Genomic DNA, 26,096 nt, shown 5'->3' with positions numbered 1-26,096 from the left:
ATCATTCCGGGTGCTGTTTTCTTCCCTGCTTTTGCCCCCTGCCAAATGTCACGAAAGCCGAAACATCTTCTTTTCCTTTAATGTTATCCTTCAAATCTCCCTGTACGTACGAATCACATCGGACTTTGTCGAGCTGTATGCCATATTCTCCCTTCTCACCCACCTCTCACTCACCAGACATTATTCTCCAATACCATCTGCCAAATTTTTCAATCCAGTGAAATGACATGTTTTCATGGCTAAATACTCAACTTTATTTTAGGAATACTAAATATTCTGAATTTTTGTTACGTTTAGGGTGTCTAAATGTCATACATACAGGAGGTGCCACAGGTCTGTTTTTTAATTAAAAATGGGAGGTTTTTAAATGAAGGTCAAAAAGACACCAGCTGCCCTTACCCTCAGTGCAATGCTGCTTTTTTCTTCGACTACTGCTTTTGCCGGTCCACCGGGTCAGTCAGAATTCCCCGAACCGATTGATGAAGAAACGTGGAAACTCCCGCGGGATATGACATGGGACGAGTACCGTCCGATCCCGGGTATTAATTGGAATGACGCTGAACATATTGAACCTGAACTCGACATAAAAGGGGCGCTTATTCTCGTCGATTTTCCCGATCAGGAGTTTATCCTGAGTCAGCCTGAAGGATCGGATCCGGCAGGCAACCCGATCGGCGTCGGCGATATCCCCCGTGAAGAGCTGCCGCAGTGGTGGCTTGATTACTTAAACGTACCTTCTGAACTGAATCATTACCGTACGATTGACGAGTTCTGGCGGGAGAACTCATTCGGTCAGTGGGCAGTGAACCTCGATGCTTACGGCGTCTACGAAATGGACCACCGTATGTTTCAGTACGGCATGGGAGAATTTGGCCAGCAGGTGGACATGCCTGCCGGCTACAGCACGTACAACCTGATGAATCACGCAATCGCAGCCGCTGCTGATGACATTGAGGATTCGGGCATTGAGTATGATTTCACCTTCATCGTCCATGCAGGCTATAACGAATCCGATGTGTGGCAGCAGTTCGGTGAAATGATGTTTGAAAATCCCGAGGATGTAACGGACGAATTCGGTCCGCCGGAAGAGTTCAGGGACGAACTGAACAATTGGGCCAATACACGCTATGTGCCATGGACGTCCTGGCTGGCAGCGTCCAGTCTTTGGGCAAGAGCGAACATCAGCCAGGGAATCTCACTTCAGGGGGAAAGCAGCGGAATGGCCGTATTCGCCCATGAATTCGGTCACATTATGGAACTGCTCGACAACTACAACAATCCATATGCGGACCCTGTTTCCCGGACGTACTCCGGTCCGTGGGAGCTGATGAGCCGAGGCGCATTCAACGGTCCCGGGGGCAACCATACGCGCTGGACGATTCCTTCCTACGAAGGCGCCTCCTCCCCGTCACACCATATGCTCCGGAACAAAATTAAACAGGGCTACATTACAGAAGATCAGTATGTAAACGTGCACCGGGATGATCTCGAGGAAACCGGACCTGTGTTTGCAGATGTACTGAGCCGTTCCGTTCCGTCAGGAGAGGAATTCGGCCGTGACGGGCTGTACGGCCTGAATATCGAAATGGTGGATCACACACCACGTAATTTCCTTGTGGATGACTGGCGGGCCGATATGCAGCGGGGCGAACGCTGGTACAACAACTACACGATCGAAGTCGTCGACCGTGTCGGCTTTGATTCGTTCCAGATGGACGCCGGTGTGCTGATGGCCAAAACCAGAAACAATGAAGCTTGGCCGAATATCTGGGTCATTGATGCCCAGCCGGATGACATCAGTCTTGTTGACTTTGTTCGTCCTGACGGGACCGAGGAAATGCTTTCCCTTGGGGACTACCAGCAGCTGGCAAACGCCCTCTTTAAGGCTGGTACCGCAGATGGTGTAGTAAACGAATATGTGGACCATCACAACCGACTCCACTTCTACGTACTCGATAAGCTCGTAGCAGACGATGAAGCCCTTTCCTACCGTGTGGCGGTTCGTCACCTTGACGGAGCCGGTCCATATGAGCGCGGCGTCAGTGCGGCCTCAGGAGGAGTCGATCACGCCCAGCCAGGTAAAATTGCGGAGTACACGTTCGAAGTAACGAACACTGGTGAGGAAACAGATATTTTCCGCCTCGATGTGGAACTGGAATCCGACTGGGACTATGTGCTTCAGAACAATCTTATTGAAGTAGCGGCAGGGGAAACGGTTGATGTGCCGGTTTACGTACAGATTCCGGAACCAGGCCGGGGTCAGGGACCTCGCCCGACATCACTCACCTTCTCTGCGACCTCTGAAACAGATGCAGACCAGACATCAGAAGTAACCAGAAGAGTCGGTCCGGGCAACGGCAACGCACGATAATTTTTTGAGTCTGGGACATAAGTAAAGTGTTAAGGTGAGAACCCGAACAAAACGCTGTAAAGCGGATGCAAGATACGCTGACTCCTGCAGGAGGAAAAGCGCAGGTGAGACCCCGCAGGGCGAAGCACGCGGAGGCTCAGCCGCTTCCCGCGGAAAGCAGCGTATCTTTCAGGAGCGGTTAGTTGCGCCGCATACAGGTTGTTCGGATTTTCATCCTTCAAAACACTTTTGTCCCAGTCTCCTTACATAATCTTTTTAAAAGGAGTGCTTGTTATGAAAGGAAAAGCCGGGCTGCTTGTACTGGCGGCAGGACTAATGGTGCTCACTGCCTGCAGCGGAAACGAAACGGATGCGTCCGGGGAGGAAAAGGCTCAAGCTGACGGCTTGGTGGCGGAAACCACAGGCGGCGGTATTACAGAAGAGGACTTCCATGAAGCGCTCGTAAACCGCTATGGAAAAGCGGTGCTGCAGGAGCTTGTGACCATTCAGGTTTTAGAAGAGCACTATACGGTCAGTGAGGAAGAGATTGACCGGGAATTGGAGTCACTGAAGGAACAAATCGGTGACGATTTTGATTTATGGCTCGATCATCAGGGATACGGTAACGAGACCTCTTTCAGAAATATGGTAAAAGTGACGCTGCTTCAGGAGGAGGCGAAAGCAGACGGTCTGGATATCAGTGACAGCGATATCGAAGAGCGCTATCTTGAGCTGAGTACAGAAGTGCATGCCCGTCATATTTTAGTTGAAGAAGAGGAAACGGCCCTCGAAGTCATGGAAAAACTTGATTCAGGGGCGGACTTTGCCGAGCTGGCAGCAGAGTATTCCACTGACAGCACAAATGCCGGGAATGGCGGGGATCTTGGCTTTTTCGTTACCGGCGTCATGGTCCCGGAATTTGAAGAAGCTGCATTCAGAATGGAGCCCGGGGACATCAGCGAGCCGGTCGCCACCCAATTCGGTTTTCACATTATTAAAGTGGTGGACAGGCAGGGTGCTGATACAGACGGCAGCGGTCTTGAGCAGCATAGACGGGAGATCCGCAACACCATCGTTGATGAGCTTGTTGATCCTGCTGAAGCCCACAGCCGCATTGCCGGACTGATTCATGACGGTCTGGTTGATATTTATGTTGATGAACTGGAAGAACTGTTTGACCTGGGTGATTTTCTTCAGGAATTGGATTAGTCAAAAAAACGCCGTTCCCTATGGTGTACAGCCGGGAACGACGTTTTTACATTTTAAACAGCAGTTTTTCATAGACTGGATAGGCTTTCGCAGAGAGGCTTTTGTAACCGGACGTGCTCACGGCTTTCACGATGAGCAGCGTGGTGTGAAACAGAAAGACCCCTGCTCCGAAAATGAGCGTGGCAATCTCAAAGGAAAACAGCGTCAGTCCGTCGATGCGGTTCATAAATGTGAGAACCGACGATAGAACAAGAAATGCGGCCGCATACGGGTAGGCGCGCAGTTCCCTTGAAACGCCGTTATCCTTCAGATACAGAGCCAGACGGAGCCCTGCCAGGTGAAAAGCAAACATAAGAACAATTAAAGTGAGCACGCTCAGGAAAAACGTCACGCTGATCGCCTCCTATCGGCTGTTATGTACCAGTCTCTTTTTGGCCCAGGCACTGAAACCAAAAGAATACCTCTGCTGAATATTTGTTATCCCTACTATACCAAGGAGCACCAGTGAAGCCAATACTATTCAGACAAGTTCCCGATGATGGCCGGTATAAGCAGAAAAAGAGCGCCTCCCATTTCAGGGGGACGCCCGTCCCAGTTAAAGCTCCTCATACTTTCTGTCTGTAATAAACATGTGCCCCGGCTCATGCGTAATCACGAGGGGAAGCTTTGCCTGCAGGATCGCTTCCTGCGGCGTGACCCCGCATGCCCAGAACACGGGCACTTCGTCTTCACCGATCGTAACGGCTTCACCGTAATCAGGGTTGGACAGATCAGTGATCCCGATCTGAGACGGATCGCCGGCATGAACGGGACCTCCGTGTACTTTTGGATAACGGCTGGTCACTTCTTCCGCCTGTCTGACTTTATCTTTATGGACTGGTCTCATGGAAACGACCATTTTCCCCCCAAAAGGGCCGGCCGGCACTGTGTCGATATTCGTTTTGTACATGGCCACATTCTTTTTCTGCTCCACATGGCGAAGAGGAATGCCGTCAGCTTTGAGCGCATCTTCAAACGTAAAACTGCAGCCGATCAGAAAACTGACGAAATCCTCTTCCCATAAGTCTTCAATCGATTCCCGCTGATCTGTCAGCCGGCCGTCCCGGTACACTCTGTAGCCGGGCAGATCGGTGCGGATGTCGGCTTCCGGAGCCAGTTTTGGACGCCAGGATCCCGCCGGCAGTTTTTCCAGAACCGGACACGGTTTCGGGTTAAGTTCCGCATAGCGCTCAAAATCCACCGCATATTGTTCCGGCATGACGACAAGATTGGCCTGCAGGTAATCCCCGCACGCACCGGATGTAGGGGCTGTCCAATTCCCGCTTCGGATCTCCTCACGAATCTGCTGAGGTGTATACATGTGTAAGTCCTCCTGTAAAAGAGATTTTATAAAGGAAGCTCCGCTTCCCGCCGTCCGTTCGCTTTCCGCGGCGATGCCGGCAAGCCTCCTCGGCTGCGCCTGCGGGGTCACGCCTTGCCTCCATTGCCGCAGGAGTCTCTCTGCCGGCGTGAAACTGCGCACGTAACAGATACCTTTTTTTCATTTCTTAGGCATACCTCGTTTGTTGATTTAAGTGAAGGTTCTTCCACTAATGAAGTCCACCCGATTTTCAAGAGTTAATAAAACTCAGGTACTCGGCTGTCAAAAATGGGAACGCGGCGCCGCACGTCTTTGACGTTTTCAAGATCGAGTGATATCCGGAGGAACTCCTCCTTGTCTGCGCTTCCTTTTGCCATGATATTACCCCAAGGGTCAATGATCATGGATCGTCCGGCGAAATCCACACCGTCGTAGCTGCCGATCCGGTTGGATGAGATCACATACATCTGATTCTCGATCGCCCGGGCCTGCTGCAGGATCTCCCAATGACCGGCACGTGCGTCAGGCCATTCAGCCGGAATAAACAGCGCCTGGGCACCCTGAAGAGCCAGCTCGCGAATGATTTCCGGAAAACGGAGATCAAAGCAGATAATAAGCCCCATCTTTACCCCGTCGAGCTCAAACACTTTCACTTTCTGTCCGCCCGGCGCAAGAAAATCCGGCTCGTTGAGCATCGGAACGAGATGGAGTTTATCGTAGTGATACACGAGCTCCCCTGTCCTGTTTACGACCAGCGCTCGGTTATAGACTTTCCCGTTTTCAAGGACGGCAATCGAACCGCCCACTATATGGACGTCATACGCCACAGCCAGCTCTTTCAGCAGGGCAAGTGTGCGGCTTTCCATTTCTTCGGCCTGGGTATGAAGATCCGGGAGTGTATAGGCGGTCGTCCACATTTCCGGCAGCACCACAAGGTCTGTGTCCCCCGGTGTCACCACACGTTCGAAACGCTTCTTCATCGCCTGCCGGTTTGCTTCCGGATCGCCTGGTATGATATCCGTCTGAAAGGTTACGATGTTCATCCTATTTCCCTCCGCATTTTTTAATTTTTATATCATTCGCCAACCTGTATCCGCTTCTTACTGTTCCCCAAACAATCTTATCATTTCGCTGAATTTATCTTTTTCCTCCAGAAATGGAGAATGATTGCTTTTTTCAAATGTCACGAGTTCGGCTTCCTGCAGGAGATCCGCGATTTCCTCGGAGAAAGGATGGGGGCACTGTGTGTCATGACGCCCGCAGTAGATCAGGGCAGGGACATGAACCTGTTTTAGTCCCTCTCTTATGTCAAACCCTGGAAGTTCGTGAAACGAATAGTAATCCAGCCGCTCTTTTACGACTTTTCCGCTGCTGGGTCGGGAAAAATAGGCATCGTATTTTTCCGGTGCATAAAGGGACATCTCTGTCCATTCTCGTCCTGCTGCGCTTCGTTCCTCTGGTGAGGCATCAGCCGACTGGAGTACAGCTAGACAGGCCCGCAGCTTTTGATTCAAAGGGCTTTTCGTGCTGTACATGCTGCTTTCATGTTCCATATACCGGTTTGAAGCGGCAGCTCCTCCTGCGAGAATTTTTGTAAGGGATTCAGGAAACATCGTTCCGTAAACAAGGCCGAGCATGCCTCCGGTGGAATGACCGGCAAAGGCCCATTCTCTTAAACCGAGCGCCCTACGGACGGCTTCCATATCCTTTACCCCTTCTGCCATACTCATATCCCCGTCCGCTGTAACAGGTTCGGAATTCCCTGCTCCTTTCAGGTTTATAAGATAGACCTCAAATGACTCTGTCAGCGTATCAGCGAAGTAGTTACCCCTTTCATTAAAAGAACTGTATAGATGAGTAACACAGACAGGTTTGCCCTGCCCGGCTTTAAAGGCCTCAAATGTCCCTCGCTCTGTGCGGATCATCTCTGTTTTCCACATACCTTGCCTCCCCTTAGCCCTTATGAAATTTTTCCGCTTCAACTTTTATGTGAGGACACCTGTTTTTAAGTTCCCGAACAAAACCGGCCTTGTCCTTTGGCGTTATTTTCATATCCGTAAAGAAACCACCATCATAGTAAACCTGAATGCCTCCGGGTGAGAGCATGATCCTGAAGCCGCCCATCGTGTCTTTTGCAGGTCCAACACCTGTTATGCGCTCATAAGGGATTATGGCCCGGATGGGACCCGCCTGCACCTTCAGGCCGCGTTTTTCGAGTATGTACTTCACATCGATACACATCCATGCAAAAAAGGCTGCTATGACGGTTCCTAGTCCTGCTAGCACAAAGACTTCACCAGTTGATGATGTTTGTACCGCAGGAATCACCAGCAATGCCAGTATAACGGTCAGGAGGGATCCGCAGTACCACCAGTAGCCGCGGATTCGCTTTGGGCAAAAAACCATTATTCGTAAAACCTCTCAAATGGAAGCGCCAGCCCACGAATTCGTTCCTCAGTTGCGTCTCCCAGAGCTTTGTCATTATACAGCTTCATCTGATTCGCTCCTCCATCCCTGTTTGTACTCTCTTTCGACAGTGGCTCCCATATTTCCTTTCCCGGGAAATAGACTGATCGCTGTTTCGACCCTAAAGGGGCTAATGCATTCTTTTCCTTCGACACGGTGTGCAGGTTAAATAAACGTTTGTTTAAACGGCAGTTTTCAGGTCTTCCTGTCGTGTGCAGCCGAAAAAAGCCCGCTGGTGTGAGGAACGGGCTTTGATAGGAGTCTGATTTTGTTTTTTAAGACTACTCACTCACTATGAATTCCACTTCCCCTTCGAGAGTTATTCTTTCACCCTCGCGCTCTCCGCTCATGACCGTGAACTCCACATAGCCGTTCACCACGTAGTGGCCCGCCGGGAAGCCGTCATTTTCATGAATGTCCTCCATAAACTTCCGGTACTCCTCGGGGTCCGTTTCACCGAAGCCTCCTGCCGGTCCTTCGAATGTTTCCGTCATGGTTTTCCCCGGCTCAAGAGTGGTTCCTCCACCCATATCGACCTGATGGTAACCGATGTCATAGCCCCTGTCGAGCTCTTCCATGGGAAACCAGAACGGGGACGGATTATGGGTAATTTCAATTTCGTCCTGATCGCCTGTGTACGTAAGCTCGGCGTGAAGGGAAATGTCCTCATACTCTTCATAATAGGCGTCATCCAGCCGGATTTTAAAAACAAAGTCCTTATCCGTTACCTCATCGCTGATCTGAAGTTCTTTTTCCCCGGGCTCAGGTTCACTGTGGTTCTGCGAATCAGCTCCGTCCAAGCCCTGTGCGGGAGTTTCCTCGTCCTGTTCTCCCGTCCCGCAGCCTGTCAGGAAAAAGAGGCCTGCGCATGTGCCTGTAAAAATCGTTCGTTTCATCGCGAGTACACCTCCATTTTTACAGACGGTTCCTTCCTGCGCTGGTTACACCTGGAGATTAGCAGCGGGGTTTTACTTCTCTTTATACTCAGGACTCAGCTCACTCCATACGTCAAAAGGGTTGTCGTCCTCGTCGTAAAACACGAAATTGCGTCCGGCGTGGCCCCGGTGTTCGATCCCGTCCGTTCTCACATTCTGTTCCGAGAGCTGCTGGTGAAATTTTTGAGTCCTGCCAGACCATCCACCTCAAATGTGAGGGTAAAGTGTTCGCTCCCGCTGCTGTCTTTAAACGAAGCCCGCTCCCCTTGCTCTGCTTTTACGAGAAAAAAGCTCTGGTCTGCAAAGTCCATAATCGCTTTCTTCTTGTCCCGGTACTGCTCGACTGCCCCGAGCTTGTCGGTATACCATTTAGAAGACGCCTCAGGATCTGTAACTGGAATGTACGTTGTGCCCACCCGCTAAATCATTCAATCATCTCCCTGATAAATTGTTCTTTCTCTATCTGACCGCTGCTTCTTTTCTCTTTATTTCTTTATACGAAAGACCATCGAATTCCTCCAATTAAAGGAAAAAACATCCAGAACCGCCAAGGTCCCGGATGTTTCTGTTGATTTAGTAGACTCTGTCTCCGTTAAAAATGGAATTTTTCACGATAACGTAGTCCACCGTGCGGATCGAATCGAGGCTGCTGCCTCCCGCGTAGGAAATGGCGGACTGAAGATCCTGCTCCATTTCTGTAAGGGTGTCAGCAAGGGATCCCTTATGCTCCACGTACATTTTCTTGCCTTCCACGTTTTTCTTTTCGCCTTTCTGAAATTCAGAGGCGGAACCGAAGTACTCTTTTACGAGCTTGCCTTCTACTTCCTTTGTTTCCCCAGGTGATTCCTCGTGGCCTGCGAATAAGGATCCGATCATGACCATCGTAGCACCGAAGCGAATCGACTTGGCTACGTCCCCGTGGGTGCGAATTCCGCCGTCTGCGATAATCGGCTTGGTCGCAGCCTTGGCACACCAGCGGAGAGCTCCCAGCTGCCAGCCTCCTGTACCGAAGCCGGTCTTAATTTTTGTAATACACACTTTACCAGGACCTATTCCGACTTTCGTTGCGTCCGCCCCGGCGTGCTCAAGCTCACGGACGGCTTCAGGTGTACCGACGTTTCCGGCGATCACGAAGCTCTCTGGAAGATGTTCTTTAATGTGGCCGATCATGCGGATGACCGCGTTTGAGTGGCCGTGGGCGATGTCGATCGTAATAAATTCAGGAACCGCGTTTTCCTCCGCGAGGGTGCGGACAAAATCATACTCTTCCTCTTTCACACCGACACTGATTGAAGCGACGAGGCCTCGCTCGTGCATGTCACGGACAAAGGCAAGACGCGTTTCTGGCTCAAAGCGGTGCATAATATAGAAATAGCTGTTTTCAGCTAAGAACAAGGCAATTTTTTCATCAATGATCGTCTGCATGTTCGCAGGTACGACCGGCAGTTTGAACGTATGACCGCCGAGTGTAACACTGGTCTCACATTCCGAACGGCTGTTGACCACACATTTTGCGGGAATTAACTGTACATCTTCATAATCGAATACATTTTCCACAGGAATCCACTCCTAAAAACGAATGTTTGGTGCTTAACAATCTTTTATTGTTCGTCCATTACGTAATGTACACGATTTCAGGCGGATTGTCAAAAGAAGAATGGTGTGAAAGAGCGAACATGGATAGTTCCCTGATTTATTCCGAGACGGAGGAATGACAGGTACTCTTACAAACTTCCTTCATCGTATTTATCGAGTAAAAATTTGAATTTATCGAGCAAATTTATTATTTTATCGAACAATTCTCAGAGCAGCTCAGTAAAACTCACCCTGCCGGCAAAAAAAACAGCCCTCCCAAAGGGAAGGCTGCGACTGAATCCTCTTCAAACTCTATTCCTCACTGTGGACCTCGGTCTCCGAAGGCTCCGACTCGCTCCCTTCATCATTCACAGACGTAACGTAGAACGCATAGTCGTACGCATCCTCCACCCGCAATGACTTCCGTTCGTGGGCCGAGACGCTTTCGATATGATCAAATTCACCTGTATCTTTATTTTCCCGGTAGATGCGGTAGCCGATTACCGTATCATCACGGACCGCATGCCAGGTGATCCGGTCGCGCTGAACCACGACGTTTTCCGGTGCGTCAGGAGTATCGCCGGCAACGGTGTCTTCTTCCACCGGCTCTTCTTCTGACTCAGGCTCAACCAGCTCCGTATAGACGACGAGCCGCTGATCGTGCGTCCCCTCGCCACTGTCAAACGTCCCGCTGCAGGTAATCAGGTTCAGCCTTTTTTTATCCGTCGGACCGAATATTTCCTCGATTGGGGCATCGGTACGTCCGTAGCTGACTGAAACCTGAACTTCAAATGTGAGCGGCTCTCCGTCTTCCCCGGTCACATGAATCTCGTCACCCGGCTCGAGCTTGTTCAGGTCCCAGAATACCGCTGGTCCCGTCCGGCTGTCCACGTGACCGGCGAGGACCGCGTTCCCTGTGTTTCCAGGCATCGTTCCCGGTTCGAACCATGCCACACCCTCCGCCTCGTCCGGTACGCCCATCTGCCCGTTATCGAGAACACCGACAGGTTCGATCTCTGCTTCTACCTCTATGGCCGGAATCGACAGGCTCAGAGGGACGATGCCATGTTCAGGCTCCGGGGCCGGTTCAGCATCAGCTTCCCGGTCCTCCTCACCGCCAAGGCGGACAAATTCATCGTTCAGATCGATTGCGCCTGGTTCTTCTTCCTCTTCGTCGCTGGAAAAAGCCTCATCGGCTTCCTGAACGTGTTCACCCTCGAATTCAGGCTCCGCCTCCCACTCTGTATCAATCATCCCTTCATTACTTCCATACGCGAAGGTCACACCGGCCAGAATGGCGATTCCCAGTGACAGTATGAAGATCTTCAGCTTCATTTCACATCACCCCATAGCAGGAAAAGGAAGAGAAGGCACTGCTCCTCTTCCTCCTTTATTTATTGTTTATGCCTGTACCGCTCTTTTGCGGAGGTACACTGCTGCACTAGCTGCAAGCAGGGCACTGATCGTGATCCACAGCATCATATTGGAGTTTGAGCCGGCACCGCCGCCCATACCTGTCTGCGGCATTTCTTCCGGCATTTCCCCATCATCTTTAAACTCTTCAGGGAACTGGTCGACAAATGCGCCGGACAGGGTTTCACCTAGAGCAAACATATGGTGGTACCCGTGACGGAAGTTATCGTACGTCATCGTGTAGTCCTCGTCCACATACGCGTCAAACGTGTTCGTCACATCAGCTACGTGGGAGCTGACATTCTCTTCCCCGGCTTCAGCAGGAATGCGTCCTTCTGTTGCTTCGTCCAGGAATCCTGCAAACTCAACCACATAGGCGGCAAGATCCATTTCTGCCTGCTCACGGGCTTCCATGTCCCCTTCAACGGTCGCGACTACCATGTCACCGAAGAAGTCGATGTGACTCTGCCAGATCGGTTCGAATGCCGCAGCGCCGTCGTTACCATAGATGGAGCCCATAGCGGCAGTCAGGTCCGATGTGTTCTCATCAAGAGCCCAGCCGGCAAAATCGAAGTCTTCCGAACCGTCAAAGCCTTTCTGCATTTCGAGTACCGCAAAAGAGAAATGCTCGGCCATCAGGTGGTTCAGTGCTGCTCGAAGGTCTGCAGCCGGTGTGCTCACTTCTGTGTGATCGAATTCCTCAGGCATCTGTTCGACGATGGCACCTGAGAGGGCTTCACCGATATCAAACATATGGTGAATTCCGTGACGGATGCCGTGATACGCTTCTTCAAACTCTCCGTCTACATAAGCGTCAAATACGCTCTTGACGTCTTCAACGTGCCCGGCTACGTTCTCCTCGCCTGCTTCAGCCGGCAGTCCGCCTTCTGTAGCGGCATCAAGAAATGCGGCAAATTCCTCAACGTAGTTATCAAGGTCCATTTCTGCCTGTTCGCGCGCTTCCATGTCGCCTTCCGCTGTAGCGACTGTCAGGTCACCGAAAAAGTCGATGTGGCTCTGCCAGATGCGCTCAAACTCGGCCGCTCCTTCTTCACCGTAAACCGATTCAATGGCAGCGGTCAGTTCGGCTGTATTTTCATCGAGTGCTGCGCCCACTTCGCCTGCATCGTCACTGCCGTCAAATGCTTTCTGCATGAAGGCAACTGTAATCACGTAATGCTCGGAAAGGAGATGGTCGAGATGTGTTCTCAAGTCGGATGCCGGTGTGGATACTTGCGGCGCGTACTCGTCGTACCCGTAACCGTCCCCATTGTCGTGATCGTCGTCGCTGTGATCGTGAGCCAGTGTTGTTCCCGGAACGAGAAGCATCCCCGCCATTGCTGCAGCTGCGATTCCTTTTGTTTTCTTTTTGAACATGTTTCAACTCTCCTTTTTGTGTTTGTATTTTGTGTATCTGCCCAAGCTAACGGAGAGGATTATGAAACGGATCACTTTTTTCGAAAAAAATTAATTTTATTTTCACACCACCGCTATCAGAATAAAAACCTCAGGACTAAATTGATCCATTTTACAAGAAGGATCGTTATTATTAGTAAAGAGAACCTATTCATCCGGGAGGAAGGAGCGTCACATGGCTAAAACAGATGATAAACAGCTGTACAGACGCATTCAGGAGCGGGATCAGGCAGCCCTTGAAGCACTGTACGATAAATACGAAAAGCTTCTTTATTCTTTTTCCTATAAAATGGTCCAGGATCCACTGGCCGCTGAGGAAATCGTGCAGGAAGTGATGATGAAACTGTGGAAGGGCACGGGGCATTACGATGATACGAAGGGAAAATTCTCATCCTGGCTTCTGACGATGACACGGAACACAGCCATTGACCACATCCGCAAACACGATAAGCAGGAAGTTCATTTAAGTAATGAATGGGAACCGGGAGACTCCGGCGCCCGCGTGGAAGACATGGTAGAGTGGAAGGAACAGGGAGAAACACTGAAAAAAGCGATCCGGACGCTGAAAAAAGAACAGATCGAAATCGTCGAGCTCTTTTACTTCAAGGGATATTCCCAGAGAAAAATCGCAGAGAAAACGAACATACCTCTCGGCACAATTAAAGGACGGATCCGCCTTGCGTTAAAACATTTGCGCCAGGAGCTTTCAGGGGAAAGGGGGACGCAGTTATGAACAGCAGTCAATGTGAAAAGCTGATCGATTATTTTAACCGGCAGCTGAACGAGCAGGAACAAAAAGAGTTTCAAGCGCATCTGTCCTCGTGTGAGGAATGCAGGGAGGAGCTGATGGAATTGCGGGAATTGACGGATGATCTTCCGTTTCTTGCGTATCCTGTAGAGCCTCCTGAGGAGATGAAAAAGCGGGTACTTGCGAATGTATTTGCAGATGAAGATAAGAGTGAACCATCAGTTGAGAAAAACGAAGATCGCACCGGACCTGTCATGATGCCGGCCGAACGCCGCAGCAGAAAATCGCCGGTCATAATTGGTGCCCTCGCCGCCTCCCTTCTCCTCTCTGTCGGTCTGAACGGCTGGTTCTGGACGGAGAACCAGCAGCTCGCAGGAGAAAACGAACAGCTCGCAGGTGAATTTCAGCAGGTGGCCGAAGAGCGAAACGAGCTCGCAACGGAGCTGACCGCCATCAGAGACGCCCTTGAGGAAGACGCTCAGCCGGGAACAGCCCAGGTCGTCCTCACAGCCGGACTCGATTCCACTCTTGGCGAAGCGAGTAACGGACTTGCGACACTCATCTCCGAGCAGGATAAAGTCCAGCTCGTGATCCAGGTCACCGACATGCCGGAGCTATCCGGTACGGAAGCCTACCAGGCGTGGATTATCGAAGGGGAAACGCCTATTCCTGCAGGAAGCTTTGAAATCGACGAAGCCGGCAACGGCGCGGTCGCCTACAACGTCCAGGATCTCGAGGATCTGAACGTGGATCAAATTGCGATTACGCTTGAGCCGCGTCCGAACAACGAACTGCCGGAAGGGGAAATCCTTCTCGCATCGTCGGGAAATTAACAGAATTGGAGAAAGAAAAGCAGCACCCGAATTGGAGGGTGCTGCTTTGTCGTGCATGAGGAGTATCGAGCAGTTTTCTGGATTTATCGAGCATATTTATTGTTTTATCGAGCAATGTTTCGGATTTATCGAGCAATAAATGCAGTTTATCGAGCAAATACCCAGATTTATCGAGCAAATCCCGGCGTAACTCAGCAAAACACAGCCCGCAGCCTAAAAAAGAAGCCTTCCCGGTTGGGAGGCTCCATTCTGACTTCTTTAATCTTCCACAAAAAACTCGATCGTTCCTTCCGGCTTATACTGGTCTTCCCCGTCATCTGTCTCAACATAAAAGTCCGCAAATCCTTCCACGATGTAGTGTCCTTCGGGAAATCCGTCCTGCTCGATGACCTCTTTCATAAACGCCACGTAATCATCGGGATCCTGCTCGCTGTAGCCCCCGATTGAAACAAACTCCTCGCGGTAGGCTTCCCCGGCAGTCAGTGTGGTAACTTCCAGAGGCTGGTTCATTCCGTACATCAGGTCATAGCCTCTGGTCGTTTCTTTCATTGGAAAATGAAATGGACTCGCTGCGTGATAGATATCGATCGAATCTTCATCTCCGGTGTACTCCAGTTCTGCGTAGATACTCACCTCTTCATGCTCGCCGTATACGGCTTCCTCAGAGACTAGCCGGTAAACGAAGTCGCCTTCCTCCGCTTCGTCTGTCTGGCCGTACTCCCCTTCGTCCGGGTCAGGTGCGGATCCGCTGCCTGACGCCCCGTCTCCTGATGAGCCGTTTTCCGGTTCCGGGGCATGTCCGGTGCCGCATGCAGCCAGTAAAAAAACAAACGCGCCATACGAGATTGCTTTTTTCATTCTCACGATCGCCTCCTGTCTGTATGGACGTCTCCCTGAAAACAGCGTTACATTTTTACCCAAAACAAAAAGCTGCTCCCCTCCCGGAACCAGCTTTTCTGCTATAACTTGATATACCCTTTGCTTTCCATCCACCTGACAAATTCATCGAGGACACCGAACATGAGGGCCATATAGAAGGCTTCGCCGATGCCGAACACACTTGCCACCAGGTACCCGAACCCGGCATGAACAACAAACGCTGCCGCCATTCTCAGGTAACCGGACAGACGTTTGGTTATGTAATCACTAATAAACGAAATACTGATGCCCACGGCAATTGCCCCTAGAAATGTAAAAGCAATCAGCAGCACGATAAAAATTATACTGTCTGTTGAAAAGTCAACAGGCGGTATGAGTGCCATACCGATCAGAAACAGGGCAATCAGAGCTGTAATAATGGTGGATACGATCAGTTTTCTCCAGAGAATTCTTTTCAGCTGCATCTTTTATCACGACCTTTATGTATATCTATCCTTATTTTAACACCTCTTTCCATCCCGGTGAAAAATGAATTTTATTCTTCAGGAAGTAAGACAACTTTCCCTATTTTCCCTGCCTTTTTAAAATAGATTTGAGCCTCTCCCGCTTTTTCCAAAGGAAAAGTGCGATCAATCACTGGTTTGAGTTTCCCATCGGAAATAGCGTGAAGCATACGTTTAAACTCTTCCCTTGTGCCTAATACAGAACCGTAAAAGGTTATGTGCTTCAAGTACAGCGTTCTGAAATCAAGTTCTGTTTTCTGACCACCGGAAGATCCGGATATACAGAATTTCCCGCCTTTTTTCAATACTTGAAGGGAAGTGGAAAACAAAGCATCTCCTACGACATCCAATACCGAGTCAACCGGACCGCCATTCACTTCCAGTATGTCTTCAGCAAGACGATCTGATTTATAAGACAGTACATGGGTGGCTCCGAGATCTTTCAATTTTTCTTCCAGACCTGTGTCACCAACAATCGCAATGACCCTGGCGCCATATACTTTAGATGCAATCTGCACATTTAATGATCCCACACCGCCATTTGATCCCGTCACCATAACCGTCTCTCCCGGCTGAATGCGAATCTGTTCTGCCATATGCCAGGCTGTTAAACCACTGACTGAAAAAGCCGCACTTTCTGTATAAGTGGGAAGCGGCATATCAAAACACAGTGCAGCCGGCCACACCACGTATTCCGCATATCCGCCATCATATTCCGAACCGATAAAGCGCATGTCTTCCGAAATGTGTTCAAATCCACCGTCTCCGCTTGACGTAAATGGGAAAAGGACAACATCTTTTCCAAGCATGGATTCGTCTGCGCCACTTCCGACCTTCACTATCCTTCCGGCTATGTCAGAACCCGGTATTCTGGGGAATTGTACACCTTCCGGCCGCCATCCGGACTTGGAACCAGTTCCGTAAGCTCCTTCCCGCATCCAGATTTCGGTATTGTTAATGGCACAGGCCTTTACTTTAATTAGTACTTCGTTGTCGTTCGGTTCCGGGACAGCTCGCTGGACGATTTCCAGCTTATCTACATCACCGTAGCCTGTTACTTGTACAGCTTTCATCCGTTGTCTCATTCCTTTTCCTACTTTCAAAGTTGTCTATTTAATGGTTTGACAGTTTGCACCATAACATTCCTAATGAAGCTTCCCGAAACTGGTTCGGGCAGGTGTTTACCGAAGCTTTGAGAGCTTAAATTTCCAGCTGCTTTCGCAGACGGTTCGCATCAGCGATGATTTTCTCTTCGTCCATTGTGAGGCACTGACCGTCTTTTACGAGCTGGCGGCCTTCCACGTAAACGTCACAGACATCTTTGCCGCTGACCGCATAGACAAGGTGAGAACAGGCTTCAGCAGCTGGCTGCAGGTGGGGCTTGTCTGACGGGTCGATCGTAATGAAGTCGGCGCACCTGCCGGACTTCAGACATCCTGTATGCTTCATGCCCACTGCTTCTGCACCAATCCTGGTCGCCATGGCGAGAATCTCCTCAGCCGGCAGCCGGGTCGCATCTTTGTAAGTCCCTTTCTGCAGCAGTGCAGCCAGACGAAGTTCTTCAAACATATCGAAGTTGTTGTTGGACATCACCCCGTCTGTGGCAATGCCTACCTTCACATCCGCTTCCCGGAGTGCTGCTACATCCGCCACGCCGGAGCCGAGCTTCAGGTTGCTGACCGGATTGTGGGCCACTCTGATGTCACGTTCTTTCATAAAGGCCCGTTCCTCATCGTTGAGCACCACGCCGTGGGCCATGATGGCAGGAACGTCAAACAGGCCGCTTCTGCGAATATGCTCAATAGGACGAGCCCCGTAACGCGTTAGGATTTCCTCTATTTCGCCGTCGGTTTCGGCCACGTGTATATGAGCCATGACCTTGTTTTCTTTGGCCAGCCGGGCGCACTCTTCCAGGGCTTTAGGGGTGCAGGTGTATGGACTGTGCGGCGCGATCATGGTGGTGAAGCGGCCGTCGGCGAAGGAGCGATACGTTTTGGCGAAGCGCTCGGCTTCGTTCAGGTTGGCGCGCTGATCTGCTTCGGAGCCGGCGCTGAAGACCGTGTGGGAAAACGCGCCGCGGATACCGGAATCAGCGATGGCGTGGATCACTTCGTCGCTGTCGATGCCGTTCGGGTTGAACATATCGGAAAAGGTGGTGGTGCCGGATTTGAGCATTTCGAGCACGCCGAGACGGGCGCTTGCGGTTCCGATTTCCGGTGTAAACTGCTGCTCAAGGGGCCAGACGCGCTGCTCGAGCCATGGTTTGAGGTTCATATCGTCCCCGGTTCCCCTAAGAATCGTCATCAGTATGTGGGAGTGCGTATTCACCAGCCCGGGCAGAACCCATTTGCCTTTCAGGTCAATCGTTTCGTCCACGCTCTGCTGTTCGAAATCGTTGGGCGGTCCTGCGTAGACGATTCTGCCGTCTTCTGTAATGATGATGCCGTTTTTATACCATTCGTTTGCTGCGTCCATAGTAAAAATAGTTCCGTTCGTATAGGCGGTTTTCACGCTTATCCTCCTCTGTCTTTCCGTACGCATTTTTATGATTGTACCGGATTTTGAGGGTAAAATACAAGGTGAAGTTCGTTTAGGCGTTAAAGGGGGGCGTTGGGTTATGGAGGGGGGCGGTGTTTAAGGGTCTTAGTTTTTGTTTAGGGGTTTTAGTTTTTGTTTAGGGGTTTTAGCTTTTGTTTACGGGTTTTAGTTTTTGTTTGCGGGTCTTAGTTTCTGTTTAGGGGTTTTAGCATTACCCAGCCCTTTTCGCAACGCAAAAAGCACCCCGGGAACTGGAAAGATCCCGGGGTACTGCTGCTCGCTTTACTGGTTAATCGCGTCAAGGGACTGGACAAGGCCGTGACCATACTGGTGAGCCGGGCCGAGGTTGACGGCGGTATCATTGAGAAGCTGGCGGAGCTCGGTGTTGGAAAGCCCTGGATTCGCCTGCCATACCTGGGCGGCTACGCCTGCTACGTGAGGAGACGCCATGGACGTTCCGTTGTAGGAAGCGTAATTGTTACCAGGCGTTGTGCTGAGGACGTTGACGCCAGGTGCTGAGATTTCAACAGCCGGGCCTGTGCTGGAGAACGTGGCACGGTTGTTGTTCTGGTCCACCGCAGCTACGGCAATAACAGAGTCATAGGCAGCCGGGTAGCCGACCGTATTGTTGTTCCCGCCGCGGTTTCCGCTGTTACCGGCAGCAGCCACGACAAGGAGGCCTTCGTCATAAGCAAGGTTCGAGAACTGCTCAAGAATGGAAGATCCCTGCGAAGCGCCGAGACTCATATTAATGATATCCATGCCGTTATCGATCGACCATTCGATTCCCTCTGCGATGCCGGCGATGCTTCCGCTTCCGGCGTTGCTGAGTACTTTAACCGCATAAAGGTCAGCTTCTGGAGCGACGCCGATTACACCAAGATCGTTATCGACCGCTGCAACCGTTCCGGCAACGTGTGTGCCGTGTCCGTTCGGATCGTAGAACGGATCAATGTTAGCAGAATCGGTAAAAACAGAATGCCCGCCTTTTACGTTCGCAGACAGATCTTCGTGGGAGGCTTCAATTCCTGTATCAAGAATCGCCACCTTAAGACCGGCTCCTGTAAATCCTGCATCCTGAGCAGCCGTTCCCTGAACGTGGGGAATGCCCCAAGGTACCGTCTGACCAAGCGCATGTACTTCAGCGTTCTCCTCCACCGCTTCTACGTGAGGGTGGTTCGCCAGGCCCCTTGCCTGAGCTTCAGAAAGAGCTACATTTACTACCGGCAGGTGATCGAATTCGGTTTTTACCTGTGCTTCATCAATACCGAATGCCTGCATCAGCCCGTGCGCTGAAGGTCCATTAAACTGTACTAAATATTCTTCGAGAGTGTCTCCGGATCCGTTTGAGGCCCCTGCCTGAAACGGCACAGCCATTAAGACCAGCGTCATCCAGACTACGAATAATTTCTTCATCAAATCGCCCCTTTTTCTATTGGTTTAATTGGATAAATCGGTACTTTTGTATTCGGTGTCTGCGCCAACACCGAAATACCTGTTCCAGAATTCTTTTATTGCAGCCGCTTTTTTCTGAATAATTAAAATATTAACACAGGGATACTTTGTATATAATAGTATTTTTCTATTGTTTAAGAGTCATAAATTTGTCGTTTAGTGTCGGTTTCTGTCCGATGATCAGGTTCAGTCCCAAAACCATGACTATCCTCTCATTTAAACAAAAATAAAAAAGTCGGACGTTTGTCTCCGACTTTTATATGCTTAATACTATGGTTTTACAGGTGTATATCTTTTTCGTTTATCGAATCTCTCTTCTATTACCGGTGGAAAGAACAGGTTTTACAGCCGCCCGTGTCTGACGAAAAACGTAGAATATTGCCGTCTTCCGGCACCCCTTTTAGGTCGGCGCCAATCGTGTTCCTAAAAAGATCCGACTCTATCAAATGGATAATACCTGAGTACCACTTTACCGATCACGTTATCGATGGGAACCGGCCCTACGTTCCGGCTGTCCATGCTCCCGTTGCGGTTATCTCCCATCACAAACAGGGCATCCTCAGGCACCGTAACCTCGGGAAAATCAGCCTGAATCCCGTTTTCATTGATATAGTCCTCGTCCTGCTTTTCGCCATTTCTGTACACGATGCCGTTACTGATCTCGATCCGGTCGCCCGGCTCCCCGATCACGCGCTTGATCCATTTATGGTTCGTCTCTTCTTTGGTATCGTCAAAAATGGAGAGAAATGGACTTTCGAAGAACACATCTTTCCACGTGCGCTCTCGGTCCACACGGCTGTCAACAATAATAATTTCACCGTATTCAGGCGTGATGCCGAATACATAAGGCGTTTTCAGTGCCATTACCCGATCGGCATGGTCATCTCCTCCTGTAAGCCCGGCCAGGGACGGTTCCATGGAGCGTCCATCCACCGTGTACGGCTGGACAACGAACACCGTTACGAGAATGGCAAGAAGGAGGCTGACGGCAATTGCTTTGACCCAGCCTGCCAGGTTATGTATAAGTTTTCCGAATGCTTTCATGTTGTGTGTGGCTCCTTTCAGATATAAAAAGGTCAGGCTGCTCATGAACTGTGAAAAAAGGATACAACACGTATTACTATATTCAGTTTAACACCTTCTTCCATTCAGATGAGCCGTTCTTCGGTTATTTTCATAATTTCGCAATCTGTTCGGTTTATGCCGTCTTCACCACTCTCTTTTTGTTTCCGCATCGCTCACACTGATAGATTGCAGCAGATCTTAGCTCATCGTCCCAGCCCACACGATCGTATTTGTGAAGGCCGATTCGGCAAAGCATGCTGGTTTCTTTTCCTGTAATGAGAGCCGTGGTCGCCAGTAACAGAACGCCGGCTGCCATGAGCAGAAAATGAAGATAGGCAGTGCTTAAGACGTCAAACAGGTCTGCAATCTCCAGCATCACTCCGGCAGTAAAAACAGTCGCGCCGGTTAATCTTATTTTCCCGATCATAAAATCCCTCCTGTAATTTCCTTTTCCCGGGTATGCGAAAGCTAATTCCCATAAGGCTCTTGCTAATTCCCTTATCAGGTAAAATAAATCCCAGATCCCCCGCCTGCTCACTTCAACTAAAAAAGCTCCCCTCTCAGGGAGCTCCAATACTAATAATCAAACGATTCCTCCACCAGATTTCCAAGCCTGCGCATCCGCGGATGCAGCAACATGTAAAGGCAGAACAGCAGATAGCCGGAGCCGCTCATCATCAGAACCGCCCCTGGACCGAGCCACTCACCCAGCATACCGCCTGCAAGAAAAGCGGCCGGTGTGAGTGATGCGAGAAACGAGAAGAGAAAGCTGAAGCCGATACCGAGCTTTTCTTCTGGAATGTTCACTTGTATCAAGGTGGGCAGATAGACACCGAACATGCCGATCCCCATCCAGGCCAGCGCAAAAAGGAGAAACGGAACGATCGTGACCTGAATGGTGAAGGCTGCCACCCACGCCACGCCGATGCCAAGACCAAGCACCGGAAACAGCCGGTTAATCGGGATATGTTTCAACTTTGATGAAACAACGGTGCCGGTAAGACCACCGGCTGAAGTCGCCATAAGCCAGAAACCGTATTGCTCCGGCGCTTCGGCGAAAGCAGGAATCATCGCAAGCCCCATCGCACCAGATACGTTCATAATAATGATCCCGGCAAAAACAGCAAGCAGTGTCCGCCGGCCTCGGACGAAGCGGAAACCTTCAGTAAAGTCCGTCTGGTAGTTTTTCAGAAATGAAGCCGCAGAAGTATTTTCTCTGATCCGGTCCCGCTTCATAAACAATAGAAACACGACTGCGATCGTAAACAGAACGGCAGCATTGGCGCCAAAAATAAGCCCGACGCCGATTAAAGCCACCATAATACCTGCCAGCGCATCGCCGATCATATCGACGGTCTGATAGGAGAACGAAAACCAGCTGTTCACCTTCGTGAGTTCATCTTTTTTTGCCCATCGCTTGATTAAGGTGTTCTCTGTGGGGGTCATGATGCTGGATGCCATGAGCGCTGTAAAAAGCAGAACGAGAAGCAGCGGGATTGAGAGCTGTCCGGTTAAAAAGGCTGCCATCATCGCCACGGTACAGACGGCCTGTACGAGCATGGCGATGACAAGAATAGTTCGTTTTTCATACCGGTCAATAAGCGGTCCCTGAAGAAACGAGAGCACGGCCGGCATAGTGGCCACAGCGCCGGTAAGGCCTACTAGAAACGGTGAGGCTGTCGTGACGGATACGTACCATACCGCCGCAATTAAGTAGAAGCTGTCGGCGAGATTGGTAATAATTCTTCCGGTAAGTAAGAGTTTGAGCTGACTGTGCATAGTGGTTGTCCCCCTTTAAGTGTGTAACTGAAGCACTTTTTCTACACACGTAAAGGAGGGCCACGGGATCAAACGAGCTAATGCTCAAACGGGTTGCAGAAAGGTTTCATATGGTTTCACCTCAAATTGGGAATAGTGGTTCAGGAGTTTACTCAGCTGACAATTTATGTCTCATTACTACTTGAATCCGGCTTTATTCTAACTGCTTTCTTAGACAAACGGCTGGCATTTCCTCCGAACAAGCAGCTCGACGCCTGAATGCACGTGCGGCTCACCGTGCGAGAGATCAAGAGACTGATAGTCGCTTTTATGGATCGTCTCAAAACGCTCAAGCTTCTCCTCGAGCTCTTCACACGTAAAAAAATGAACATAACTGTCCGTCTGCTTCCGGTAAAAAGTGCCAGGAGCCACCTCGCTTCCGTGTTCCTTCAGCTTCTGCATGCCTGGCTCGTATGAGTCAAATACGTTCAGATAAAGAAGTCCGCCGTCCTGCAGACCTTGCTCCACCTTTTTCAGTATCATGTCAATCTCGCGATCCCGGAAAAAATTCAGCACGTTCGCCATGATGATGAGCGAGCAGCTCTCGGGGGCGATTTCGTAATCTTTTAAATTGCCTGCTGACATGTGTACCTCAAGGCCGAGTTGCTCCGCTTTTTCCTTACAGCGCTCTACCGCCGTTGTGGAGAAGTCGGTGCCTGCCACTTTGAAACCCTGTCCGGCAAAATAAAGCGCATTTCTCCCCTCGCCCATGCCAAGATCGAGCACTTTTTTGTCCTTTGACACGAGAGACACGTACTTTGCAAGGGCTGCTTCAGGCTCAGAAGCCCAGAGCTGGCCGGTCTTGAGATACTGGTTTTCCCAGAGACTGTTCTTTTTGTCCATATTAAAAACTCCCTATTCATAAAACGTCATATGCGGTTTCTCCCGCCTGTAGTAGTTAAGCCGCTGCTCGAGGGTGCCTGCGTGAAACTCAAACTTGTGTCCGTCGAGGTCGGTAAAATAGATCGACCGACCGTCATCAGCCGCACGCTCACGGCCTGCCAGCACGTTCACGTTCAGCGAGTGGAGCTTTTCCTTCACCGCATCGAAATCCTCTTCTTCCACCGAAAACGCCATATGGGTATAGGTAGTGCCTGCTTGTTCCCGCGGCACGTCCTTCTCTTCGTTCAAAGCAACCCAGATTCCATTCACGTCAAAGTAGGCGGTGCTCCGTCCTTTTACAAGCAGCTTCGCTTCAAACACACGCTCGTAAAAATCCACAGACCTCTCCAGATCCGATACGGAAAAACAAAGATGATTTAATCCCTTTACACGCATGCTGGTCACCTCACTGCATCTGATAATCTTATGGTACCATAATTATCAGTAAATTCATTTTATTGGAGATGAAAGCGATGAAACGGATTGACGCAGTTCATGCGGTTATTCTTCACGAAATAGAAGATAAAGTGCTGATGGTCAAAAACATCGGAAGCGGCTGGTCTCTTCCCGGCGGCGGTGTCGAAGCAGGCGAAACGCTGGAACAGGCTGTGGTCCGGGAAGCGGCAGAAGAAACGGGCTTATCAATCGCACCCGGTCCCCTTTTACACGTAAACGAAGTGTTTTTTGAAGCCAAAAACAGTCATGTTCTATTTTTCACGTTTCTCGCAGCGCATGCAGAAGGCACCCCTGCCATTGTTCAGCCCGATGAAATCGCCGACATTCAGTGGGTGAGCTTCGATACAGCCGATCGTCTGATGCCCTATTTTCAGGATGGGATTAAAAAAATGGCTTCTTCACCTTCCAGCTACCGATTTCAGGGACACTACACCTCTTAAATACCATCAAATGGATTCGATCAAAGAACCTGAGGGTATGTCCGTAATATGACAGCCCAACCGTGCTTAAAAACCACCAAAAGGAGCAATTCGCTATCAAACGACTGTGCAGCCTTTCTCTGATCCTCGCCCTTATCGCATGTAACGGGGTGGAAGAAGAAACGTCACGGGTCTTCATCGCCTGATTACATTTTCTCATTCAAGGCAGCCAGATTTGCGGCTGCTTCTTTATTTTCAGGATCCAGCTCCACTGCTTTTTTGTAATGATGAAGCGCTGTATGCATGTCCTGCCTCGCTTCATGCATTTCCCCCAGGCTGTCCTGAATGTTGGAGGATTGCGGGAAAATGCGGGCTGCCATCTTCAGCAGGCAGATGCCTTCTTCTGTTTGTCCCCGTTCGAAAAATTCATAGGCAGCAAAATTGAGCTCTCCTTCAAGTACCAGATATCCTTCAAACTTCTGCTGCTCAAATCTTACAAACACATCCTCTGCCGCCTCTTCACCGTCCTCTGCAATTGTTTTTGCCAGACGCCGGGCCAGAGATACCGGTACGGCCTTAATCTGCTCACCGAGGAATACGTCTACAATCGTTTGCCATACAACCCGTGTGCCGATGTAATCGGCATTAATCATCACCGCAACCGACAGATCTTCTTCCGGCAGAACAATCAGGCTGCTGCGGTAGCCTGTGTCCATACCGTTGTGGGAGAACATCCGCCGCCCTTTATACGTGCCAAGAAACCAGGAAAGACCCACATTCGAAACCGCTTCTCCCCATCCGGTGTCCCCGTGTTTTTCCGTCATGGATGAAAATGCCTCATCAGAGATGATCTCTTTTCCCCTGGATAAGAGGAACGAACCGTATGTTGCCAGGTCCACGGCATTTGAGCAGAGCGTTGAACTCGGAGCATGAAAACGGCTGTACGGGAAAATCGGATTCACTTCCGGTCCGTAATAAGTATGTGTATGGAGGCTGTGCGGTGAGGTGAGGAGCTCCGCTTCCGTGTCTGCCTTCATAAAACTGCTGTCCATCATTCCGATCGGTGTAAGAATTTCCTCTTTCATATACCTTTCGAACGTTCTTCCGCTTACCTTTTGGATTACGTCACCAAGAATCTCAAAGCCGATATTGCTGTAGTGAAAAGCCGAACCGGGCTCACGGAGAAGCGTCTGGTGACTGATGTTCGTTACATACCGCTCGAGTGCTCCATCGTCCATTGCCGGATCGGCCCAGTCAAAGTGTGTTTCATCAGGCAGACCGGACGTGTGACTCAGCAGGTGCCTGATGGTGATCTGCCTGTATCGCTTGTCTTCAAGCTCAAAGTACGGTAAATAATCTGTAACCAGACTGTCCAGGCCGAGCTTTTTCTGTTCCGCCAACCTTACCACCGCAAGAGCAGCAAACGTTTTTGACACAGAGGCCATATGAAACAGGGAGCGTTCTGTGACTGGTTCCTGACTATCCCTGTTTTTCACACCGAACCCCTTAGCCATCATGACCTGACCGTCTTTGACGACACTGACCGCCAGACCGGGAATCGGCTCATTTTTCATCATTTCTTCCAAAAGTACATTGAGTGTATCTGTCAATTGGTGATTCTGCATCGATACCTTACCTCCATTTTTGGGAAAGCTGCACACCTCACCTGATTAAAGCCGTGAAAAAACAGAGTCCCCGCCGGACGGGTACTCTGCGTATCCGCAGGAAAACCTGCATACGCGAAAGCTTCATAACGGGTCAAAAGGGCATACTCCC

Annotated in this window: 26 protein-coding genes and 1 pseudogene; 5 read left to right on the top strand and 22 right to left on the bottom strand. The window is 50.3% G+C overall.

The window, feature by feature from the left end:
* Nucleotide 1 precedes the first annotated feature (1 nt).
* Nucleotides 2-163, bottom strand: a complete 162-nt coding sequence (locus CR205_RS20285; RefSeq protein ID WP_161524768.1) for a hypothetical protein — start codon at nucleotides 161-163, stop codon at nucleotides 2-4.
* A gap of 204 nt (nucleotides 164-367) precedes the next feature.
* On the opposite strand from CR205_RS20285, the gene CR205_RS12165 reads away from it, so the two are divergent.
* Nucleotides 368-2,371: a FixG Ig-like domain-containing protein gene (locus CR205_RS12165; RefSeq protein WP_110520185.1), complete on the top strand. Its 2,004-nt coding sequence runs from the start codon at nucleotides 368-370 to the stop codon at nucleotides 2,369-2,371.
* 273 nt (nucleotides 2,372-2,644) lie between these two features.
* Nucleotides 2,645-3,559 (top strand): peptidylprolyl isomerase, encoded by a 915-nt coding sequence (locus tag CR205_RS12160; RefSeq protein ID WP_110520183.1) that lies wholly within the window; start codon nucleotides 2,645-2,647, stop codon nucleotides 3,557-3,559.
* A 46-nt stretch (nucleotides 3,560-3,605) separates the two neighbouring features.
* Here the strand turns inward: CR205_RS12160 and CR205_RS12155 are convergent, their stop codons facing one another.
* The 10 genes and pseudogenes from CR205_RS12155 to CR205_RS12110 form a co-directional block, all read right to left on the bottom strand.
* Nucleotides 3,606-3,950: a hypothetical protein gene (locus CR205_RS12155; RefSeq protein ID WP_110520181.1), complete on the bottom strand. Its 345-nt coding sequence runs from the start codon at nucleotides 3,948-3,950 to the stop codon at nucleotides 3,606-3,608.
* 204 nt (nucleotides 3,951-4,154) lie between these two features.
* Nucleotides 4,155-4,919 (bottom strand): putative hydro-lyase, encoded by a 765-nt coding sequence (locus CR205_RS12150; protein ID WP_110520936.1) that lies wholly within the window; start codon nucleotides 4,917-4,919, stop codon nucleotides 4,155-4,157.
* Nucleotides 4,920-5,176: 257 nt separating this feature from the next.
* Nucleotides 5,177-5,962: a carbon-nitrogen family hydrolase gene (locus tag CR205_RS12145; RefSeq protein WP_110520180.1), complete on the bottom strand. Its 786-nt coding sequence runs from the start codon at nucleotides 5,960-5,962 to the stop codon at nucleotides 5,177-5,179.
* Nucleotides 5,963-6,019: 57 nt separating this feature from the next.
* On the bottom strand, nucleotides 6,020-6,859 hold the full coding sequence (locus CR205_RS12140; RefSeq protein ID WP_110520178.1) for an alpha/beta fold hydrolase: 840 nt from the start codon (nucleotides 6,857-6,859) through the stop codon (nucleotides 6,020-6,022).
* Between the two features lie 13 nt (nucleotides 6,860-6,872).
* Complete coding sequence (locus tag CR205_RS12135; protein WP_161524767.1) at nucleotides 6,873-7,205, bottom strand: PH domain-containing protein; 333 nt, start codon at nucleotides 7,203-7,205, stop codon at nucleotides 6,873-6,875.
* 461 nt (nucleotides 7,206-7,666) lie between these two features.
* Nucleotides 7,667-8,281 (bottom strand): hypothetical protein, encoded by a 615-nt coding sequence (locus CR205_RS12130; RefSeq protein WP_110520174.1) that lies wholly within the window; start codon nucleotides 8,279-8,281, stop codon nucleotides 7,667-7,669.
* Between the two features lie 72 nt (nucleotides 8,282-8,353).
* Nucleotides 8,354-8,736, bottom strand: a pseudogene (locus tag CR205_RS12125) (VOC family protein).
* A gap of 157 nt (nucleotides 8,737-8,893) precedes the next feature.
* Nucleotides 8,894-9,877, bottom strand: coding sequence for a GMP reductase (gene guaC, locus CR205_RS12120; RefSeq protein WP_110520172.1), 984 nt, complete (start codon nucleotides 9,875-9,877; stop codon nucleotides 8,894-8,896).
* Between the two features lie 330 nt (nucleotides 9,878-10,207).
* Nucleotides 10,208-11,230, bottom strand: coding sequence for a class F sortase (locus tag CR205_RS12115; RefSeq protein WP_110520170.1), 1,023 nt, complete (start codon nucleotides 11,228-11,230; stop codon nucleotides 10,208-10,210).
* 66 nt (nucleotides 11,231-11,296) lie between these two features.
* Complete coding sequence (locus CR205_RS12110) at nucleotides 11,297-12,685, bottom strand: copper amine oxidase (protein ID WP_110520169.1); 1,389 nt, start codon at nucleotides 12,683-12,685, stop codon at nucleotides 11,297-11,299.
* A 214-nt stretch (nucleotides 12,686-12,899) separates the two neighbouring features.
* On the opposite strand from CR205_RS12110, the gene CR205_RS12105 reads away from it, so the two are divergent.
* Together CR205_RS12105 and CR205_RS12100 are read left to right on the top strand one after the other, a co-directional pair.
* Nucleotides 12,900-13,457: an RNA polymerase sigma factor gene (locus CR205_RS12105; RefSeq protein WP_110520167.1), complete on the top strand. Its 558-nt coding sequence runs from the start codon at nucleotides 12,900-12,902 to the stop codon at nucleotides 13,455-13,457.
* A complete protein-coding gene (locus CR205_RS12100; RefSeq protein ID WP_110520165.1) occupies nucleotides 13,454-14,305 on the top strand; it encodes an anti-sigma factor in 852 nt (283 codons plus the stop codon). The genes CR205_RS12105 and CR205_RS12100 overlap by 4 nt, the downstream gene beginning before the upstream one ends.
* A gap of 258 nt (nucleotides 14,306-14,563) precedes the next feature.
* On the opposite strand, the gene CR205_RS12095 is transcribed toward CR205_RS12100, so the two are convergent.
* From CR205_RS12095 to fosB, 10 genes are all read right to left on the bottom strand, one after another.
* Nucleotides 14,564-15,163 (bottom strand): hypothetical protein, encoded by a 600-nt coding sequence (locus tag CR205_RS12095; RefSeq protein WP_110520163.1) that lies wholly within the window; start codon nucleotides 15,161-15,163, stop codon nucleotides 14,564-14,566.
* A gap of 101 nt (nucleotides 15,164-15,264) precedes the next feature.
* Entirely contained in the window at nucleotides 15,265-15,648 is a 384-nt protein-coding gene (locus CR205_RS12090) for a hypothetical protein (RefSeq protein WP_110520161.1), read from the bottom strand.
* Between the two features lie 71 nt (nucleotides 15,649-15,719).
* Nucleotides 15,720-16,760, bottom strand: a complete 1,041-nt coding sequence (locus CR205_RS12085; RefSeq protein WP_110520159.1) for a zinc-binding dehydrogenase — start codon at nucleotides 16,758-16,760, stop codon at nucleotides 15,720-15,722.
* 127 nt (nucleotides 16,761-16,887) lie between these two features.
* Nucleotides 16,888-18,228 carry an amidohydrolase family protein gene (locus tag CR205_RS12080; protein ID WP_236634787.1) on the bottom strand — a complete coding sequence of 447 codons (1,341 nt, stop codon included), beginning with the start codon at nucleotides 18,226-18,228 and terminating at the stop codon, nucleotides 16,888-16,890.
* 279 nt (nucleotides 18,229-18,507) lie between these two features.
* Nucleotides 18,508-19,641: a S8 family peptidase gene (locus tag CR205_RS12075; RefSeq protein ID WP_110520155.1), complete on the bottom strand. Its 1,134-nt coding sequence runs from the start codon at nucleotides 19,639-19,641 to the stop codon at nucleotides 18,508-18,510.
* Between the two features lie 462 nt (nucleotides 19,642-20,103).
* The gene (lepB, locus tag CR205_RS12070) at nucleotides 20,104-20,724 is read right to left on the bottom strand and encodes a signal peptidase I (protein WP_110520153.1); all 621 of its coding nucleotides are present in this window, start codon (nucleotides 20,722-20,724) and stop codon (nucleotides 20,104-20,106) included.
* A gap of 154 nt (nucleotides 20,725-20,878) precedes the next feature.
* Nucleotides 20,879-21,172: a hypothetical protein gene (locus CR205_RS12065; RefSeq protein ID WP_110520151.1), complete on the bottom strand. Its 294-nt coding sequence runs from the start codon at nucleotides 21,170-21,172 to the stop codon at nucleotides 20,879-20,881.
* 149 nt (nucleotides 21,173-21,321) lie between these two features.
* A complete protein-coding gene (locus CR205_RS12060; protein ID WP_110520149.1) occupies nucleotides 21,322-22,524 on the bottom strand; it encodes an MFS transporter in 1,203 nt (400 codons plus the stop codon).
* 210 nt (nucleotides 22,525-22,734) lie between these two features.
* On the bottom strand, nucleotides 22,735-23,406 hold the full coding sequence (locus CR205_RS12055) for a class I SAM-dependent methyltransferase (RefSeq protein ID WP_110520147.1): 672 nt from the start codon (nucleotides 23,404-23,406) through the stop codon (nucleotides 22,735-22,737).
* A 12-nt stretch (nucleotides 23,407-23,418) separates the two neighbouring features.
* A complete protein-coding gene (gene fosB, locus CR205_RS12050) occupies nucleotides 23,419-23,841 on the bottom strand; it encodes a metallothiol transferase FosB (RefSeq protein WP_110520145.1) in 423 nt (140 codons plus the stop codon).
* 77 nt (nucleotides 23,842-23,918) lie between these two features.
* On the opposite strand from fosB, the gene CR205_RS12045 reads away from it, so the two are divergent.
* Entirely contained in the window at nucleotides 23,919-24,341 is a 423-nt protein-coding gene (locus tag CR205_RS12045) for an NUDIX hydrolase (protein ID WP_110520143.1), read from the top strand.
* 185 nt (nucleotides 24,342-24,526) lie between these two features.
* Here CR205_RS12045 and CR205_RS12040 read toward each other — a convergent pair whose 3' ends face one another.
* Entirely contained in the window at nucleotides 24,527-25,945 is a 1,419-nt protein-coding gene (locus CR205_RS12040) for a serine hydrolase (protein ID WP_110520141.1), read from the bottom strand.
* Nucleotides 25,946-26,096: the final 151 nt, after the last annotated feature.

This window comes from Alteribacter lacisalsi (assembly GCF_003226345.1).
GTDB classification, from domain to species: Bacteria; Bacillota; Bacilli; order Bacillales; family Salisediminibacteriaceae; genus Alteribacter; species Alteribacter lacisalsi.
Note: the sequence above shows the minus strand (reverse complement) of the source record. Positions and strands in the feature narration are given on the sequence as shown.